Source organism: Chryseobacterium luteum, assembly GCF_000737785.1.
GTDB classification, from domain to species: Bacteria; Bacteroidota; Bacteroidia; order Flavobacteriales; family Weeksellaceae; genus Chryseobacterium; species Chryseobacterium luteum.
Genome location: NZ_JPRO01000001.1, coordinates 108,540 through 127,972, shown reverse-complemented (window position 1 = coordinate 127,972; position 19,433 = coordinate 108,540). Strand labels below are relative to the sequence as shown.

Here is a 19,433-nt window from a genome sequence, read left to right as displayed (position 1 = left end):
TTTAAAAAAACAGCGATGGTATTTCACACCGCTGATTAAGATTAATTGTTATCCAACAATTGTAGTCGGTAATGTTGTCGGTTCATCACTATGTGATAACTGTGCATTTTCATCCAGTCTAAAACTTGTTGTAAATTCAAGTTCCGAAGGATTCTCACAGTTTTTCGGATCAGTTTCCGGGAAAATCGGCAATGGCTGATCCACCGGAAGTCCTGTAGACTTATCCTGAAGAATGGTAAGCGTTGTAGGCAGTCTGGTAATCCAGTATTTACCCTGGGCTTCTCCGGTAGGCTGTCTCATTTCGTCCACAATACTCATGTACATTGGGTCTCCGATTACCGGAACTTCACCGCCATTCCAGATAAGGCCTGTTTCCAGGAAGAACTGTACGGCATTTTCAAAGCCTGGTTTTACGGTAACGATAATTCTTGCCATACCTGCCTGCAAGAAGCTTCTGAATAAAGGATCCATACTTTCGCTCAGGTAGAATTCCTGCCAGCTCTTACGGTTTGCCCAATAGTACGGATAGAAAGTATAATCCATGATTTCCCATTCAAAGGCCTGTTCCATAAACTTGGCAAGGGCGGTATATTTATCCAGGTTTTCATTCAGATATACCTGGAAGTTATCCATGGTTGTCTTATCCTCAGCTCCGTTTGTTGTTGCTTGCCCTAATGTATTAAGGTAATCCTGCAGTAAATAGGCAATACAGTTGTGCTTTAAGACATCATGCTCCATATAACGGTAGAAACTGTCTTGTCTTTCTTTAGCCTGTGCCTCTTTTTCTTTCTGTTCTGCATCTAATCTTGCCTGCTCCTCCTGGAATTTTGTGTAAGCATCTTCATAAGCTTTGATGATTGCACTGAAACTTTCCGTTTTCCATTTGCTGATGAATTCATCACTTAGTTCACAATTTACTGTTGCTTTAATGGTATAATGTCTAATATTATGTCCTTTCACCTGGAAACTTACATTACCTGTTAGATTGAGACCGGACGATGCTCTGTCAAAAATAATATCTCCACGATCATTGAGACCAACCATATCTCCTTTTAAATTGGAACAGTATACTTCTGCATAACGGGATCCCTGCAATCCGCCACCTCTGTTTCGACCTGCCTCACAATGAAAGCTTGCATTTTTCGCAGCATAGTTGTCAGGAATTGTAAACTGGGTATAATCTATTCCAAAATCGTCATTGGTTTGAGGAACACTCGCAGCAGTATGAATAACTTGTTTAGTGGGAGCCGGGAAAGCGTCTAGCTGTACTCCGTAAATCTGTGCCCAATGCTGGATCTGCTCTATAATTGCAGGTTTCGGATCCGGCATATACCATGGTTCAGGAGCTTTTCTAGGGTCTACAGGAGCGGTAAGCACCTGGGCTTTGGCAACAGTAAGAGCCAGACGGTGTAATCTTGAAGGTTCAGGAACCATAAATTCAAACATGGTACGTTTACCATAGTTATAGATCTGGTTTTTCATCTTTTTATCAACCCATCTGTAAACTCCAGTGATGTGCTGTGGCGGTTGGTTGGTTGTAAGAGCTTTTCCTCTGTTGTCAAACTCATGAACATTGGTTTCCGTATATTCTTTGATGATTTTCTGAACTCTTTCTTCTGAAATTTTGGTAAGAACTCTTTCCATTGCCCTTTCCGTGATCTCCTGGGATTTCATCATGGCCTGTCTTGTGCTGTCATGCTGAGCGGTATTATTGGCATAGTCTGCTCCGATTTCAAATTTCATAGCGCTATCATTTCCATAGCTGAATCTTGTATAGGCAGTAATACTTTGCTGCTTGTCAATTTCTTTGGCAACCTCGGTCTGCATATCTGTTCTGGAGGTTTTTGAAGTGTCGGAAATTTTTTCGGTTTCTTCAGATTTAGAAGTGGTATCTGTAATTTCGGAATAATCTCTGGCAACCGAAGATTTATGCCTCAATTCGCTGGCCATAACATTTTCAATATTGGAAACTTCTCCCGGAACGTAGGCATGAAGACTTTGGACTACTTTCAGATAATCTGCAACTCCGAGTCTTTTTATCCCGAAATTTTTACGTTTCTGGATTGTCACCGGTTCTGGTTCACCCGGATTTTCAACTACAGCACGTTTCAGAGTAAGCATTCCTGTGAGGTTTAAGTCTTCTTTCGGGTATTGTGTGGTAATATCTCCGTATGCCTGGCTTCCGTTATCAAAAATGATTTCTATTCTGAAGCTGAAACTGTTTCGGAACTTATCGACTAAACATGTCGGTAGCGTGATTTTATTATCAATGACCTGGAGATTGCTGTAGTTTTCTTCAAAAGTTCCGACAGCGTCTGTAGTGGCAATGATCTTGGCATTGGCAACACTCCACGAAACATCTTCAACTTCAAAAGAAAAATTGACAAATCCTCTGCTACCGGACAACCTGAAAGAATTGTGGGCATATAAGCTGTATGCCATCGGAGTTCTGGCCGTATTCCGGATAACAGGAACTGAAGCTCCGCCGATGTTTGCATACTGCTGCTCAAGAAGAGGGCTGTTTTGCAGAGCGGTCTCCATTGATGAAGAAATATTGTTTTGGATAACAATCAAAGCATCAGCATAGCTTTGTATTTCATCATCCAGAATAATGGTCTGAGTTCCAATTTTCAAGGTGTCATCTGAAAGAAACTGAATATTTTCTGTAGCTGCAACTTTAGAAACCTCTCCGGCATTAAATTCACCGAAAAGTTCAACAAAAAGGTCGAAAGATTCCGGAGAAAGTTTTGCCTGCAAATCTTCTAAATTGATTTCATTTCTGTATGAAAATACAAAAGACGGAACTTCATATTCCTTTAAACTATTGTAAAGACGTTCTTTTTCTTCTTCCGAAGTTTCCGGAGTGATCCTGCTTTCTACTTCGGCCAGCTTTCTGTCATAGAGATCCAGACGTTCCCTGTTTTCATCCATGTACCTGGAATAATCGTCTTGATATGCCTGATAACGCGCTTTGTGGTATTTTTTCTGAAGTTTTCCCAATTCGGTATTTAACTTATCCAAAGCTTCTTTTCTGTGGATTGCTTTGTTGGCAACCAACGAGGTTCTTGCTTCAGATTCTAATCTTTGAAGGGTTTTTGCGCCCAGAACCGGAGCGGAATCTTCAGATCCTCTGGAAGAAACTGAAAAAGATGTTTCCGTATCCTCTGAAAATAATGATGTTGGTAATATTACTTTTCCATTCATCGCTTTTTCTAAAGGTTTATCGCCGTTTACCTTAATGATTTCTTCATCTGTAAGGTCCAGATTGCCCGCAAAACCCAGCTGGATTGCCATCAGAATATGGCTGATTGCCTCTTTAATGTAGAAATCTCCCGGGGTAACGATCTGATAAATAAAATTATTCCAGAGAAGACTAAATGTTTTAATTCCTTCCGGATTAAGCTCTTTGTTAGTGTCAATAAGACTTTTGTAATAATCTTTTACGTAAGTCCAGTCGTCATTGGCTAATGTTTCTTTTTTAGAGAGCTTTCGTCCGATGATAAGAAGGTCTCCAAATACTCCTTCTTCAATTTTCTTTTCTGTTTCAAACCCCTGAGTATTGAATCCGCGGGCGGCTTTTGCCATTTCTCCAAATTTGGAAGATTTGGCAGGTCTTCCGGCAACTGCAGTATCAAAAATACCGGTGGCTCCTTTTGGCCTGTGGATAAACCCTAAATTTTTATCTTTAGTTTCCGTTAATTGTGGGTTTCTTAAACTCACGAATCTGAAAAGCGTCTGTGACGCATTGTTTGTTGTATTCATATTATTGTTTGCTTTATAGTTAATAATGCCTTCTCCTATTAAGGATTCTCCCACGGTAAAGGCGGACATTACTGGTGGTGTATTGTTTGTTGTCATTTTAATATTTTATTTTTATGATTTATTTTTTAGTGTATTCGAGGGTCAGGGTAAATGAGTCAATGACGGAATAATTATAGTCAGGTTCACCCAACAGTTCAATTGTAGCCTTCTCTTTTTCTACGGTGATGTAAACTTTTGTTCGCCATTGATTTCCTGCAAATGCCGTATCCAGAGCATACCATTCTGTAAACATCTGGTTGGAGACAATGGTTTCAAGATCGGGGAAGAACTGTGTAATGTCTATCTCGCCGGTTCTTGGAATTTGGTCTAAAAACAGAGTTTTTTTGTAAACCGGCTTGCCGTTGATCCATGTTCCGCCTGTTAATTCCTCATGATGAGTATAAGAGTGTTGTTTGTCTGCGTATTTCTTCTGGATAAATGACTGATCAGCATAATTTTCTCCGTAATAGCTTGAACCGACCAATCCCGGCCCATCATATTCGGCTCCTATATCTATATAATTAATAAAATTTGATATAGAAATATGTTTTCCCGGACTCCCTGAATTTTGCTTACCTAAATAGATTTCATTTTGATTGACAATCAATGATGATCTATCTATTGCTGAAACTGAAGTGCCTGATGAAACATCAAAAGTTCCATTATTGATTGCCACCCAGGTGTTTCCACTTTTTAATAAAGCGGGTGTTGCAGTTGAGAATTCAATATCACCTGTTATAGGCTGGCCTGTAACGGTTCCTGTTCTTGGTATATAACCCGAAGCGTCAACCATTCCGGAGAGCTTATCCCAGCCGGGAATGCCGGTATTATTCAGGTTGTCAACCCAAACATAGTTTTCACCTGTATCAAGTAAATTCCATACATCACCTGTTGTTTGACCTGTTGCAGGTAAAGTTCCAAAATTGGCAACGGAACCCATTGCACGATAAGTCCTGCTCAGCAGTGAATTAATTTGGGTCTGGTTATAGTAATTGTTAAATATCCAGCCACGTTGCACATAATCGTTATTACTGGCAGGGGTATATAATTTTGCTGCCGTTATTCCTGCTGTGGGAGTTATAGTTATATCATCAGCATTTGAAGCAGGCGATCCAATTTGTAGAAATCCAGTATTCATTCTAACCCAGCGATCTACAAAATCACCTGTGATTAAAGCTCTGTTTAACTGACCTTGCTGGAAACTTCCAAAATTTCCTTCAGCAGTATTTGAATATCCTGCTAATGTCTGATTACCATGGATGATTAATTTATTACTGATTGTTGCATCATTCATTCCTGCCCCTGTACCAATCAAAATATTATTATTGCCTGTCACACCAGAACCGGCTGAAACGCCAATCATAATATTTTTATCGCCTAAGTTTGATTGATTGTTGGCTTTCCAGCCTATCAATGTATTGAGGTTACCCGTAGTATTGAAGTAACCTGCTCCCACACCTAAAAAAGTATTTTTAAATCCTGTGGTAGTCCGATTTCCTGATTCATCACCAACCATTGTGTTTTGGCTGCTTGTCGTTACGTTTTCACCTGATGCCGTACCAATAAATACGTTGTAGTCACCTGTGGTTAATTTGGAACCACTTAATACACCGACTGCTGTATTCCATTTACCTGTCGTTAATTCAGAAAAAGAATAAGACCCAAATGCCAGATTACTTCCACCAGTAGTTACTTTTGGCAAAGCATTGTAACCAATAGACATATTGTAGTAACCGGTCTGTGATGGGTTAATATTACCAAAATAATGGGAGTAAAGAGTTTTATTAAAATTCAATTCTCCGGCTCTGCCTTGATCAGCATTAAAAACAATAGCTTTTGTAGACGAATTACCTCGGTCTGTAACTGATTGTAATGTATCATTTTCGGTAAAAGCAGGCTTATCACTCAGGTCATTATAGCTGCCTGAAATACCGGCTTTATGTATTTTTACTTTTTCGGCACCTTCCTGAACCAAAGAAACACTTCCGTCTGCATTGGTAGTAGGAATAATACTAAATTCAGAAAGATTGATCGGAAACGAAGATCCGTCATTCTGCGTAATTGTAATGATATTTTGAGAGGCATCATATTCTGCATTCTCAATACGGATATTATTGGTTGCCAGACTGCTTAAGTCCACCGTTTTACTCTGTTGGATGCCGTTTTCTCCTGTATAAAATACCGTTAAAATATTTCCATTCAATTCCGGATTCTGAATTGATGTTTGTGTTTCTATTTTATCTTTCCAAAGCTGAGTATTTTGTGGATTTAAATTGGAAGCATTTACATCTGCTTTTTGAGAAAAATCATATTCTAATCTATCTGACGGAATTTTCTCATCCTTGTGCCAGTAAGATTCCTGCCACTCCCAGAACTGTTCCTGGATAGGAATATCCCCGTTCTCGAAGTATTGTTTTAGTTCTTGTTTTGTTTTCATTTTGTGATTTATTTAAGATTCGCTGATAAGGGTTCCTCCAATGATCCTGGTATTAGGATCAAATGAATTGGAGTAGTACTGTGTATTGTTGTCAAGTATTACAGTATTTATACCCGGATTGTAATTGAAGGCATTGGGTCCGATCTTTGAAACCCCGGCCACAATGTATATTGAGCTAAGCTTATTGTAGGCAAAAGCATACTCTTTAATTTCTTTTACATTCGCTGGAATCGTTATTGTTTCCAGCAGATTAGATGAAAAAGCCCGTCCATTGATGGTGGTAACACTTCCTGAAATGGTCAGGGATTGGAGTTGATTACTGCTGAAAGCCTCTTCCCCGATGGTTAGAACACTGTCGGCAAGGAATACATTTGATATTCCACTTCCTGAGGCAAATCCTGCAGGAATGTGCAGAGTACCTTGCTTTATAAATATATTCATAACCCGGAGAGGCGCTAATGTGGCATTTCCGTTTTCATCTATTTCCGCATGAAAATCATTCCATCGCGGGAAGCCGTTTTCCAGACCTGCAATTTTAGTTATGTCTATTTTTTCATCCTTGTGCCAGTAAGAATCCTGCCATGTCCAGAAATCTTCCTGTGTAGGCCTGTCTCCGTTCTCGAAGTACAGCCTGAGTTCTTCTTTTGTTTTCATATTAAATTGTTGTTATAAATCGAAATAGCGCATTATTGTTGCTGTTTCCGGAATGCCAGCATGAGTCCAGTCCAGTCCATCGGGTGCAGAAACATTTTTAAGAGATGGGATATTGAATGCGTTTTATCCTAAAAACAGACATAATGAGCATTAATAGATTTTTATGGTTTTATTCTGTTATATTCATCTAAATGTTCAGCTAGAAAAACTCTTAGATAGTTGGTAAATGTTTCAAGTCCAAAAGTTATAGCATCACTATCATGGCTTTTAAAAGCAGAATTGAATCGGAAGTTCTGACAAACCTCAAACGTTGAAGCATATAAGGCACCCAGAGATTTCATTGCAGAACCACTAAAGCCAGGGCCGTTATAGTTATTCGATTGTCCAATGTAATAATCATCGGATTGTGGAATTAGTAAGGATTTAGCCTTGTATTTTGCTGACAGTTCCTTCATTAAAACATTAGCCGAACTTTGACCTAATTCGGAGCCAAGATTCACAACCCACGCCATATTGTAATTTTTCGGATCTGCCTGAGGTGTGCCGTGAAAATTGTGGAAATCCACACCCATTATAGTGTTTGATGTGATTTTTTCCTGCATGAATGTATATATTGCCTGGGATTCAATTTCTGATAATGCCGCTTGACCAGGATATGTAGAGTCAGCAGAAGTGCCACCGCCTGCCCAGAATGTCGGAAAATTTCTATTTAGATCAACCAAATTAAAATTCTTGCGGGTTCCTGCGCCGGATCCTACGTTCCATCCATGTGGGTTTGCGAACGGTATAATCACGAATTCAACGTTAAATCGCAAATACTCTAAAAAAGGATGAGATTTCCAATTTGTCAGAACTTGTTTCATGAACTCATAAGCAACAAATGAAGGAGTCTTTTCGAAGCCATGAATTGAACAATTTAAAACAATTCGTGGTAGTGTCTGAGCATTGTTTCCGGTAGGGTCTCCGGCGGTTAACTTGTTAGGTGAAAAAGTATAACCGTAAATTGGCAGTTTCCCCTCAGTATTTGTGTCTGTAGGAACATCAGTTGTAAGTGTCTCCTTAGTAATTGAATATCCTGGCGGGGTATTGGTGACAAGCTCATCCCATTTTAATGCCCATTCTCTACAATCCTGATAGGGCATTTTTGGAATTCCAGATCCATCCGTGCCGGCATAACTTTCTAATTTTGGCGCAGAATAATAATCATTGAAACTATGGGACCGTGCAAACTTTACAAACCCCAAAGGATTATTAAAAACTTCTGACTTTTGATATGATGTCCTGCTTAAATGACTATTATTGATTACTCCTGAATTACTTTCAACTACTCTTTTCTGATTAGGTACTTGAGACCAGTCAATCGTTACTTTTCCATATATTGTTGTATTGGATTCCCTTTTAGTGCCTGATCTGAGATAATACGTTTTTACCCCAGAATGCAATAGAGGATCATAAGGCATAGAGAATGCATTATTAAATTCATCTGCGTACAGGAACAGTGCGGGCTTACCTGTTTCTGCATAAATAAAACCGAGGTATGAATTAGTAGTTGTAACATTTTTTCCCAGTCCATATAATGTAACAACCGTATTATCTTTTACATTATAGAATTCAGCATCCAAAATTGCTTTACTAAGCCAAAATTTTTCATCTGAAGTTCTTGATTCCTGCCAGGTTGAAAATATTTTATTATATAAAACATCAGCAACTGATACAGGCTTTATTGGGTAAGCGATTGTTCCTGTTGTATTGATTAAAGTGTACCCTTTAGCTCCAAAAACATCCTGTAGTGTTGAATTTAGATTTAATACATAAAATAAAACATAATCATTAATCTCCAAAGGTGTTGCAGCATTATTATAAATTGTAACTGCTCTTGCATTGGTACTTAAGGTATTATAAACAATCGCATAATATGTTGGATTAGCCGAAGTATCAACAGACTGTGCCCGAATATTAAATACACCTTGATTTGTGATAATTTTATTTGTTGAAGTACCAATTAAAGTAACGGTATTAGTAACAACATTAATCGTCAAAGTAGTTGAATGTGATGTAAAAATACCTGGGGACTTAAGAAATGGGAAATAGACCTCCCAGTTAGCATTATTACCTGGAACTGCACTTGTAATATCTATTTTAGCTTTCCATAAAACACCAAGATGTCTGACAACTTCACCAGCTTTGTAGGAACCCAGAACCCAATCCCGAACCCCTCCTGATTTTATATTCCCTAATAGACCTTCAACGCTTAAGGCATCAATGTTTGCAATTTGGTGTAACGGGATCATCTCGCTTTTATGCCAATAAGAGTCCTGCCAGTCCCAGAATTGTTCCTGTGTAGGCTTATCTCCGTTTTCGAAGTAGAGTTTTAAATCTTCTTTTGTTTTCATAATAAATTGTGTGATTTTTTGGTTGATTAATAGGTTATGTTTGGAAAAATCTTTTTAGTAGATCTTTCGGTTTTTTCAGTCTTAGTTTTTTTAGTGATTGCCGGATGTCTTTCCTCCTTATGGTTACATTTTCATATTTTTTATAGATTTTTAGACATAGTTCTGGCTGTCCGGCATTTTGTGAATGATAGATTCAAAGGTGTGTTTGAATGATTATGAGATGTTGTCGGGTGTCTTGATTGGGTGTTTCAAAGATAATTCCGGACAGCGTCAGAACTTGTCGTGTTAAAATTTATTTAGTATGTATTTTCTTCAGGAATAGCATCTTCGAAATCTTTCCTGAAAAAACTTTCAATGTCATTGAGATAGTTTTCATAGTCCATCTCAGCATGTTCGATATCGCTCCATTCAATAGTATAGAGATCTTCATCGAAAAGGATATCTGGATTGTGATCTGGTGTTTCCATGTGTTGTGTCTTAAGGTTGAGGTGATGTTGTGAACATATTTCCGGCTGTCCAGCATTGATAAATGTTGAATTCAAAGGCTTTTTAAAATTTTAATGATTGTTTTTTTGTGTCTTTGTTTATACTCCAAAAGTAGTGGGAGAGGACGACAAAACTTGACGTGTTTAAAAAACTTTTTATCAATTTTAAATATTATCTTTTAAGCTTATATTAGGTAGTTATAAGCTAAAAAGCTTATATTTTATTTTTGATCAGTTTCTGTACGATTTGGTTCAGAATTTCTCTGTTATCATCAATATAGCTCAGTCCTGCCTGGATGAGGTTTTCAATATTTGATCTTCTTACATTATCCATTGCCGGAGAGGCATTTTTTAATGAAGGATTCAGCCTGTAATAATTTTTCTGATTTCGCTGGCCTAAAGTCTGAAACATCTGGCAAAGCTGATAATCTACTGTTTCCGCGTTGGCAGACATTAATATATCAATAATGGGATTTACCCAGCCTATCTTCCCTGACTTTTGCAGTTTTCTGAAAGAATAAGGCTTGGCCTCAATACCTGTTCCGATAGAAACCATGATCATATCATTCACGCCGGGATGATTGGCTTTCTGATGATTCTTCAATACTTCCGCAAAAGGAATTTTTCTAGCTTCCGCATAAGCGCAGAGAGCCGGATTGTTGGCAAACATACCGCCATCGATCAGGCTGAAGATTTGTCCGTACATAGATTTGATCTGCACCGGACTGAAATAGGTAGGAGCTGCTGATGTTGCTCTGCAAATATCTTTTACATAAAAGTTATCCGTACTCAGATTCGCTTCCCAGGAATTAAAAAGTTTTGCTCTTCTGTTTTCAATATCATAACTGGTTATTAAACATGGTTTTATAAATTCTTTAAGTTCCAGAATTCCAAAAAAGTCATTCAGATTTTTTTCAAGTGCTTCCTGGGAAATTTTTTCATTAAGCAGGCCAAACGGATTGACCAGCTTTTCCCAAAAAGAAACCTGAAAGATGTCGCCTCCCTTTTCAGCATATAATTCCAGCCCTTTCTGGATAGAATATTTTGCCTTCCGGTGTTCATCGGGACATAGAATAATAGAAGCAATCAGTCCTCCTGTACTGCTTCCCGCAACCAGATCAAAATAATCACCGAGTTTGGCGCCCGGATTATCATGATACTGAAGCTGTTCTTCTATGTAGCGCAGAATAATACAGGTGATAATTCCCCTGATTCCGCCCCCGTCCAAAGAAAGAATGGTTGTCTTTTTCATGTGATGTTTTGTTGGTTTTTAAAAGAAAAATTAAGGTCCTGAGACAATTAAAACCAACTCTCTGCTTTAAAAAGCGGATGTTGGGTCCAGTATTTGAGATCTCAGTTAACCGACGTTTTCTTACAAAACAAAGGTAGAACGGGAAAGCGACAGAACTTGTCGTATTATAATTAAAAACCGCCCTAAAAGAGCGGTTGAGTTTTAAGCCAGATCATTTAAACTTTTAGGCGGATTTTTATCTAAAACTGCATAATAATCTGTTCCTGGATTATTATCGAAAAATTGTTTGTTATATACATAACAATCTATTCCTTTAGGAGTTTCTTCATCATAGACTAATAATTCCGGCATTTCTTTTAAGATCTCACGTAAAAATGGAACAATAAGATTTTCGTTTTTGTTGTAATCTATTTCTACAAGAATACCGTAATTATTGATCCCATATAGATTGTTAAACGATGTGTTGTAGCCTTCTAGATCTCTGATATAAATATCGAGGTATTCACTATTATTATACCCTTCTCCTTTTTTGATTTGAACGTTAGCCAGTCGTATACTTCTTTGTGGGAGATATTCACTTTCTATCGTTAGAGCTACATTTTCTAATTTGTTAAGTAAAATACTTGTGTTAATATATTGTTTACTTATTAAATGTATTGCATCCATTATTTTAAATTTTTTATTTGGTTTATGTCTGTTATCATTATTACGCCTTTGTTTTTTAGTTGCTGTAATACAGGATGAGACAAATTTAGAGCATTATCTTTAAATGATTTTATAGCAAGTACTATTTTTCTTTTTCCAATATTGATATATTTTTCATTTTTTGGATCTAAATATTTATCAAATTGTTCAAGAAATTTACTATTAATATTTTTAGAAACGCTTTCTTTGCATTCTATAAGATACTTCTCCGTAAGTACATCATAATCTCCTGCCAGTTCAAACTTATTCATTCCGCTGTTACGGTATTCTACTTTTGTTCCTATCTGTTTTACTTCATCTATTTCAGAAAAAGCTTTTGCTACTTCGCCTTCCCATTGTACAGATGTTTTAGTATTATTAATGGCAGATTCAATATTTTTCTCAATTTCCTTAGTAGATAATTTTCCCCATTTGAGCTCCGCTCCGGCCTCATTAAAACACGTCCAGAATCTTTTGGTTTTGTCTAATTTTGGGATCAGTTTATACAGGTTTTCAAGCAAAGCTTCCAAAGTTGCTTTACTGTATCTTGCAGTGTAAAGCTTCATCAGCTGCGGTCTCATTTCTTTTATACTTCCTTCCAAAACAATAACACCGTTATAAAGTAAGCCAACTTCTTTTTCTACCTTGTTACTAATCCGTACTTCTCCATACACCAACTGGCAACCCTGTTCCCAAAATGTCTTGAAGCTGTATCGGTCAAAGAAAAATTCGGATACTTTTGCTATAGTTTCCTCATTGGCAATCTTTAAAGTGTTTTTAGTAAAATTAGAAATTTCACCTTCCAGAATCATCTTCATCATACAACTCCGAACAAAATTTTTCATTTCTGCTTTTGCAGATGAAGCCAGAATCTTCCCGCCTAATTTGTATAAAGAAGAGACCACCAACGGTGAAGCCGTAGCAATACCGCCAATGAGGTAAATCTTTTCCCATGTTTTTAAAAATTCCTCAGAAAGTTTATCCTTATTAGTCATTACTGCAATATCGGTTACCGCAATGCCAATTTCCAGTGCTCCAGCAACTGCCAGCAAAGGAGAAGCGCCTCCCAAAGTAGCAATGGTTAAACCAATTGCCAACATATCTACACCAATTCTTACGGCTGTCAGCAGGTTTTGTATATCTTTCTGATGATCAATATCTTTTAAAAATAATACCGGTACGCATAATAAACTGTCGGTATCTTTCTGTAAAAGTGTTACAACATCTAAGGGATGCAATTTTACTTTGCTAATCAGAACCATATCTCCACCCATTTCTATGAGAGCTGTTCCGCTGTCCACATAGTAAGTTTCGTTTTTATGACGTTGTTCTGCCCAGTATTTACTTTGCTCTTTGTCGTCGCTTTTAACATCCGTTACGTTTACATAATAATCTTTTCCTACATAGAAAATTTCATTTGTAAAATTGAGAGATGAGATGTCTGCGAAGCAAAAACCTGTAATAATACTGGCGAAAATGGTTTGGCATTTTTGTTCTTTTCCACCGAAAGTCATCGTGCCATCCAGAGCATCATAAATTTTCTTTACAAAACTTTGGTTCTTATGGAACTGTTCCATAAGATATTTTATCTTTTCTGATGTGTCAAAAGCAAATAAAGCACGCATTAATGATAAACTTGCATCTTTCACAAAGCTGAAAGTTCCTAGGGTATCGTAGCTGTAGAATGTACAGATATGTTTCCATAACAATTCTTGTGATAGAGCAGACAAAGTAAAATCTGCAGCATTTTCGTATAGCCATATCAACTCTTCGGCTGTGCTAGTGTTTTTTACAAGATTAATGTAATGCTCATTAACAAGGTCTTTATACCATTCGGCATTGTCTTTCCCTTGTATCTCTGCAACCAGATGATACATATCGGAAATGTTTTCAGAAAAAAGTTTAATAGCTTTATATTTATCATTAATTGTAAAATCTTTGTCAGTAGCTGTAATTGGAATAGATTTTCTGTATTTTTCCGTATTAATATAGAAGTAATTTAATCCACAATTGATGGTTTTATTTTTGTAATTCACATTCAGTGAAAAATAGGGAATATCCTCTATATGATCTTCTCTTTTATTAATTCCGCAATTAATGGTTGTTTCAATTTTCTGTTTGTATTCATTAATGTATGTGAAAGGGATGGTTTTGTTGAAAAGTTTTCCGGTTTCTACAACACCATATCTGCTTACAGCTTTCCTTTCTGCGATTCTTGCGCCTCTGAAATATCCATAATAGAGTTTGGATTTTTGATTACTCTTCAGATATTGCAACAGTTTTGGAAAGCTAACTCCCTGCCCAGGTTCAAGTCCATAAAAGTCTGCACTATATTCTCCAGAACTTTCTTTTAAGTACAAACCTAACGCTTTTACAGACTGAATCATCGGAGTTTTTAAACGTCCAACTCCTTCAACTATAGGAACTCCTAAAGGTTTTATTATATTCATTGTGTTTTAATATTAAATTTTTCTAAAACAAAGCTATACTGTCATGGCGTCAAAACATGACGTATAAAATTTGATTTAAAAAATAACATAATTGTCATTGCCCTTAACCAGCTTTGACAGCGTTCGCCAGCTTGTTTTCACCAGTCCTTTTTTGGTCCGGATATTCTTTTTTTCGAAGTGGGGAAGGTCCTTGAAGGTCTTCCAGTTTCCGCCCCAGTCCCAGCCGTGTCTTGCAAAAATTTTTACACATTCGTACCAGTCGGCTACCCTGTCATTGTCCCAGTCTTTCACAGTGTCCCAGCTTGCCACTTTTCCGTCGATCATCAGGCAGATATCAACAGCTAGTCCGTAATTGTGGATGCTCTGGCCGGCTTTGGCATTTGTTACTTTTTTTCCGGACGTAATCCTCCCGATGGCATACAGCTTTTCCTGTTCTTCAAAAGATCTCAGGCCCTGGGTAATTCTTACTTTAGCTCTTCCGGTAAGGGCTTCATCGCATTCTTTTATGATCTGTTTTACTTCATCCCTTACAGAAGGGTGAAGCTTGTCTATTCTTTCTGACGTTACTTTATCCATGATTCATTATTACTTATTTATGAAACAAAAGTATAGGTTAAAGGCGACGGAACTTGACGTGTTTAATTAAAATATTAAATAAAAGTATAAAATTTCATGTCACCTTACATTTTAATAATATACATCATCTTAAAAATTTTATGCACAAAATCAGCGATCAGCAGGCCTTTATCATCTGAAAACGGCAGAATGAGGGCGTATAAATTATAGCTTTAATGCGACAGAACCTGACGTGTTTAAAATAAATCAACTATTTCATATTCAGATTATTAAATATGATTATGATTTTAAAGTAAACGGGAATAATTGCTTTTTTAAATGTAATTTTGCATTAAAATTATTCTGTCATGTATGCTTTAGTAGACTGCAACAACTTTTTTGTTTCCTGCGAGAGAGCTTTGGATCCTGCTCTTGAGGGGAAAGCCGTTGTGGTACTTTCCAATAATGACGGATGTGTTGTGTCCAGAAGCAAAGAGGCTAAAGATCTGGGTATTCCTATGGCAGCTCCTGCGTTCAAATATAAAGATCTTTTCAAGGAGCATGATGTAAAAAGCTTCTCTGCGAAATTTGAACTCTATAATTACAAAAGCCAGCGGGTTATTGATATTTCAAGATCATACGTTCTGGAATATGAAGTTTACAGTATTGATGAGCTGTTTCTGGAGCTTTCAGGCTTTAAATATATAGATATCCGTGAATATTGCCTGAAGATCAAAAATGAAATTATAAAGCAGGAAAATATTCCCGTAAGCATAGGAATTGCTCCCACCAAAACACTCTGTAAAGTAGCCAACAGAATCGTAAAAGAGTATCCTGATCAATTTGACGGTGTTTATATCCTCGACACCCCTGAAAAAATTGAAAAAGCTCTAAAATGGCTCAATATAGGCGACGTGTGGGGAATAGGGCGTAAGCTTGCCGCAAAAATGCATGACAGCGGCGTTTACAAAGCCTGGGATCTTCTCCAGAAACCCGAAATGTGGGTCCGGAAGATCATGGGAATCCACGGGGTGAGAATGATGAATGAACTGAAAGGAATCCGCCAGCTGGAATTGGATGCCCCATCTCCTAAAAAATCAATTGCAGTTACCAGAAGCTTTATGGAAATGCTTACCCGGAAAGAGGAAGTCCGGGAACGTGTAGAAACCTTTGGAATGTACTGTTCCGAAAAACTCCGTAGGCAAAATACCTGCTGCAGGATGGTTACTGTTTTTGTGCAGACCAACCGCTTCAGAAAAGACCTTCCGGAATATAGAAATGCAATAACGCAGATCCTTCCTAACCCAACCAATTCCTCTATTCTGATAGGCAGGGTGGTAAACGAACTTTTTGAAGCGATTTACCGGGACGGATTCCATTACAAAAAAGCAGGAGTTATCGTCAATGATTTTGTTCCTGAAGATGAAAGACTCATCAGCCTTTTTGAAGAAGATACCCAAAACCAGCATCTTCCGGTTATGAAGGCAATGGATGCAATGAATAAAAAATTTGGAAAAGATAAAGTACGTCTCGGAAGTATGAGCGGGAAAAATACATTTGAACGGGCCATACTTTCTCCGGAATACGAAGCCTTTTTAAAAAATAATACACTTCCCGAGGCCAATTTTAGATTTCATTAATATTTGAGTGAAAACAAAGGTGAGTACCCAAAAACAAAAAATCCTCACTTTTGGAAGTAAGGATAATATTGAATAAATGACAAATATTTTTACGACCAAACTGTCAGATTAAGTTGTGGCTGTTAATATGAATCTATCTGGTTTTTCTTTTACAATCTAGCTCTTTATTTTTCTTTAGAAAGTCTGGTGCTTCATTTTTATCTCCTTAGAAGTTAAAAAACGCCTGTTTTAGACGTTTTTCTTTTTTATTCTAATGGTTTAAAATCTTCTTCTTTGAATTTTTCTCCCCAATTTTCAAGATAATCAACATAGTCTATATCGTTTTTCTTCAAATATTTTATGGCTCCTTCATTATTACCTTTTATAAGGGTTTTTCTCATGCGAAGGGTATTATCATTATCTGATACTTCATAAATAGTAATGTCAAATCTTTCGTTGTCATTTTTTTTATCCCATGAACGGGAAGAAATAGATAAAGTAGTAAAATAAAAGATATTATATATTCTAAAATCTGCAGCTGTATTTATATATCCATTGGAATTTACCTTTGTTTTACAAAAGAAATTTTTAGATAATCCAGTATTATTTTCATCATTATCAAAATTGAAACTAATTCCAAAAGCATCTAAATAAGTATAAACATGTGTATTATATTTATCTTTCTCAAATTTAATCAACAATTTATTAGTATCTATACTCATAGAGTTGTTATAAACTCCCTCTTTGTTATCATTCAAATCAATACGAACATTAAAATGGTCATCGCTTTTATATCTGTATATCTCATATTTATTGTGTAATTCTTGTTTTTTACTATGCGTATTATCGACATTTTTATTATTCCAAAGAGCAAAACTAAGCGGAATTATCCCTAATTCTATATTTTTTGTCTTTCCATAAGAATTATTCATTATATCTTCAAAAGCTACATATAAAACATCTTGAAAAACATGATTTACTCGCTTTTTAAAATCATACTTAATAATATTCTGAGCCGAAAAACTTACTGAAGTCATAATAATTAAGAATGCACTAAGTGATTTTTTCATATTTTATTTAGCGTTTTTGTTATTTCATTCGTAAAAATAGTTAAAATTTTGTCACTTGAATTTTTAATTTCACCCAAATCTCCACTGTATTTATTTGCCAATGCCTTCATTAAAAAGTAGATTAAATTTTGACTAAAATCCCATAGAAAACCTTTTTCTTTTGTGTAATCTACAAGACCAACATATTGATAATACTCCTGCTTTACAAAATTAAGCTCAGATATGGTATTTACGTTGGAATCTGTTTTTTCTCTCATTTTCTCCCATTGATACCGGATGAAATTCCGTCTATCTGCATCACCATTTTTAGGGTAGTCCATAATGTTTTCCAATGTTTGCTTTTGTGCCAATTTAATATCTCCTATTTGTGGTTCTGTTCCCGGAATATCAAAAGTGTGTCTTACTCCGAAATTGTGTGCAATTTCATGAGCTAATGTCATCGTTTTTCCAATAGCATTATTAGGGATAATTAATTCTTTAGCATCTAAAAAAGCCATCGCTTCATCTCTTGAGGTTGTGGTAGTTGTTCCGGATGTACTTGAAGTAACCGTAGTTTCAATATTATGACAGATAAATGCAAAAATATAATTAATGTTAAACTCATGATGCAGATAATTATACAATGTTTGAATAATGAAATTGTACCTTTTTATTATAGTACCATCATCTAGTTTAAAATCTTTTATTGCATCTAAAGAATTTAATTCATCTTTTATTGAAGAACTTACATCTATAAGTTTTCTGGTAACAGCCCCATCGTTTACATCTAATTTTTTCAGTTCGATCTCTATGTTCGCTAAAATTTCGTTTACCATGCTTTCATAGAATTTGGATGTAATAATCCTTAAACCCTTACCTAGATCACTTAGCTCATAAGGCTTTCCTGTTCCTTTGTTTGTCAAAACACCAGAGATAGGCTGCCCATCATAAACACCATTTTTTAATGCTTCATCAGTAGGTTTAATTATAAAAGATTTATTTACTCCTCCGGATATGAGTTCAACAGAAGCCTGGTTCATAGCTTTCTGATTGAGATTTGTAATCATAGTTGTTCCATTAAATGGAGTTGACGCTGTTGTAGTATTATAAAAAACATCAATAAAAAAAAGTTTTGCTTGCAGGAGTTTATTAGGAAGCAGGGCTAGCTTTCCTATCTCGACTTCTTTTCCAGTACTATCTTTCACATGAGCCGTTATTATAGTTTTAAACTCAATAGGCTCACTTAGCTTTGTTTTTATTTTGAATTCCAATACTTCTTCACTTTTATTAAATGTTAATTTATCAGTAAGAAATTCTATTCCTTTATTGGAAGAAGGTTTTAAAAATATGTCCATACCCAGTCTCGATGCGCTATCAGTATCAAAAAATTTAGCATACAGCTTCACCTCTTTTCCAGGCTTTATAAGAATATTTGGAATATAATAACTCAAATCTGTCATTTTTTTATTTCTTTTTGATAATGTATATTCATTATCTATAAAAAATGATGTTCCTGAATCTTTTAGTTCAGTCAATAAAGAACTTTCTTTATCATAAAAAGTTTCAAGCTTCCCTATTTTTTTTTCTATTTTATTTCCTGCAGCATCAGTTTTGTCTTCTAATTGTGGAGTCGTTCCATCAGCTTCATAAATAATAGTTCCATCGGCTCTTTTCTTCGGTTGTTTCTCATAGTATCCATTTTTGTAAACATCTGTATTATTTCCGTATAATCTTTCATTAAACAGATCAAAACCAAAAGACTGATCATATTTAGAATCTCCTTTTACATTTCCTGAAGAATCTAGTTTCGGTAAGCCTTTTGCCTGATCCTCTGATCTAAAGAACATAATTAATTTTGGAGTAGTTGAGGATGTTCCTCTTCTTCCCGTTCCATACACATCTATATCTGCAACGCCAATATCTGCAAGGTTTCTTATACCTATATTTCCTGTTTTCATATTCGTTTTTTTGTTTAGCAATAAGCCGTTAATATTTTATCAAAAAAAGAAAGTGATGGTTTTACGCACCACTTTCAAATCTATATTTTTAAGTAT

The 19,433-nt window shown here is 36.2% G+C and carries 12 protein-coding genes; 1 reads left to right on the top strand and 11 read right to left on the bottom strand.

What is annotated here, in order from left to right; all coding sequences use genetic code 11:
* Window positions 1–48: 48 nt before the first annotated feature.
* The 9 genes from IX38_RS23125 to IX38_RS00465 form a co-directional block, all read right to left on the bottom strand.
* On the bottom strand, window positions 49–3,858 hold the full coding sequence (locus IX38_RS23125) for a hypothetical protein (protein ID WP_228377887.1): 3,810 nt from the start codon (window positions 3,856–3,858) through the stop codon (window positions 49–51).
* Between the two features lie 22 nt (window positions 3,859–3,880).
* A complete protein-coding gene (locus IX38_RS00495) occupies window positions 3,881–6,238 on the bottom strand; it encodes an autotransporter outer membrane beta-barrel domain-containing protein (protein WP_034700850.1) in 2,358 nt (785 codons plus the stop codon).
* 12 nt (window positions 6,239–6,250) lie between these two features.
* Complete coding sequence (locus IX38_RS00490; protein WP_034700848.1) at window positions 6,251–6,892, bottom strand: leucine-rich repeat domain-containing protein; 642 nt, start codon at window positions 6,890–6,892, stop codon at window positions 6,251–6,253.
* A 161-nt stretch (window positions 6,893–7,053) separates the two neighbouring features.
* Entirely contained in the window at window positions 7,054–9,285 is a 2,232-nt protein-coding gene (locus tag IX38_RS00485; RefSeq protein ID WP_034700847.1) for a M14 family metallopeptidase, read from the bottom strand.
* Between the two features lie 296 nt (window positions 9,286–9,581).
* Entirely contained in the window at window positions 9,582–9,752 is a 171-nt protein-coding gene (locus IX38_RS22805; protein WP_165570680.1) for a hypothetical protein, read from the bottom strand.
* A 232-nt stretch (window positions 9,753–9,984) separates the two neighbouring features.
* Window positions 9,985–11,022 carry a patatin-like phospholipase family protein gene (locus IX38_RS00480; protein WP_034700845.1) on the bottom strand — a complete coding sequence of 346 codons (1,038 nt, stop codon included), beginning with the start codon at window positions 11,020–11,022 and terminating at the stop codon, window positions 9,985–9,987.
* Between the two features lie 201 nt (window positions 11,023–11,223).
* Window positions 11,224–11,688 carry a hypothetical protein gene (locus IX38_RS00475; protein ID WP_034700843.1) on the bottom strand — a complete coding sequence of 155 codons (465 nt, stop codon included), beginning with the start codon at window positions 11,686–11,688 and terminating at the stop codon, window positions 11,224–11,226.
* Window positions 11,688–14,156 (bottom strand): hypothetical protein, encoded by a 2,469-nt coding sequence (locus tag IX38_RS00470; protein WP_034700841.1) that lies wholly within the window; start codon window positions 14,154–14,156, stop codon window positions 11,688–11,690. The genes IX38_RS00475 and IX38_RS00470 overlap by 1 nt, the downstream gene beginning before the upstream one ends.
* A 75-nt stretch (window positions 14,157–14,231) precedes the next feature.
* Window positions 14,232–14,732 (bottom strand): M15 family metallopeptidase, encoded by a 501-nt coding sequence (locus IX38_RS00465; protein WP_034700839.1) that lies wholly within the window; start codon window positions 14,730–14,732, stop codon window positions 14,232–14,234.
* Between the two features lie 347 nt (window positions 14,733–15,079).
* Between IX38_RS00465 and IX38_RS00460 the strand changes: the two genes are divergently transcribed.
* A complete protein-coding gene (locus tag IX38_RS00460) occupies window positions 15,080–16,351 on the top strand; it encodes a Y-family DNA polymerase (protein ID WP_034700837.1) in 1,272 nt (423 codons plus the stop codon).
* Window positions 16,352–16,596: 245 nt separating this feature from the next.
* Here IX38_RS00460 and IX38_RS00455 read toward each other — a convergent pair whose 3' ends face one another.
* Window positions 16,597–17,400, bottom strand: coding sequence for a hypothetical protein (locus IX38_RS00455; protein WP_034700835.1), 804 nt, complete (start codon window positions 17,398–17,400; stop codon window positions 16,597–16,599).
* The gene (locus IX38_RS00450; protein WP_034700833.1) at window positions 17,397–19,337 is read right to left on the bottom strand and encodes a hypothetical protein; all 1,941 of its coding nucleotides are present in this window, start codon (window positions 19,335–19,337) and stop codon (window positions 17,397–17,399) included. Before IX38_RS00450 ends, IX38_RS00455 begins: the two co-directional genes overlap by 4 nt.
* Between the last annotated feature and the right edge of the window lie 96 nt (window positions 19,338–19,433).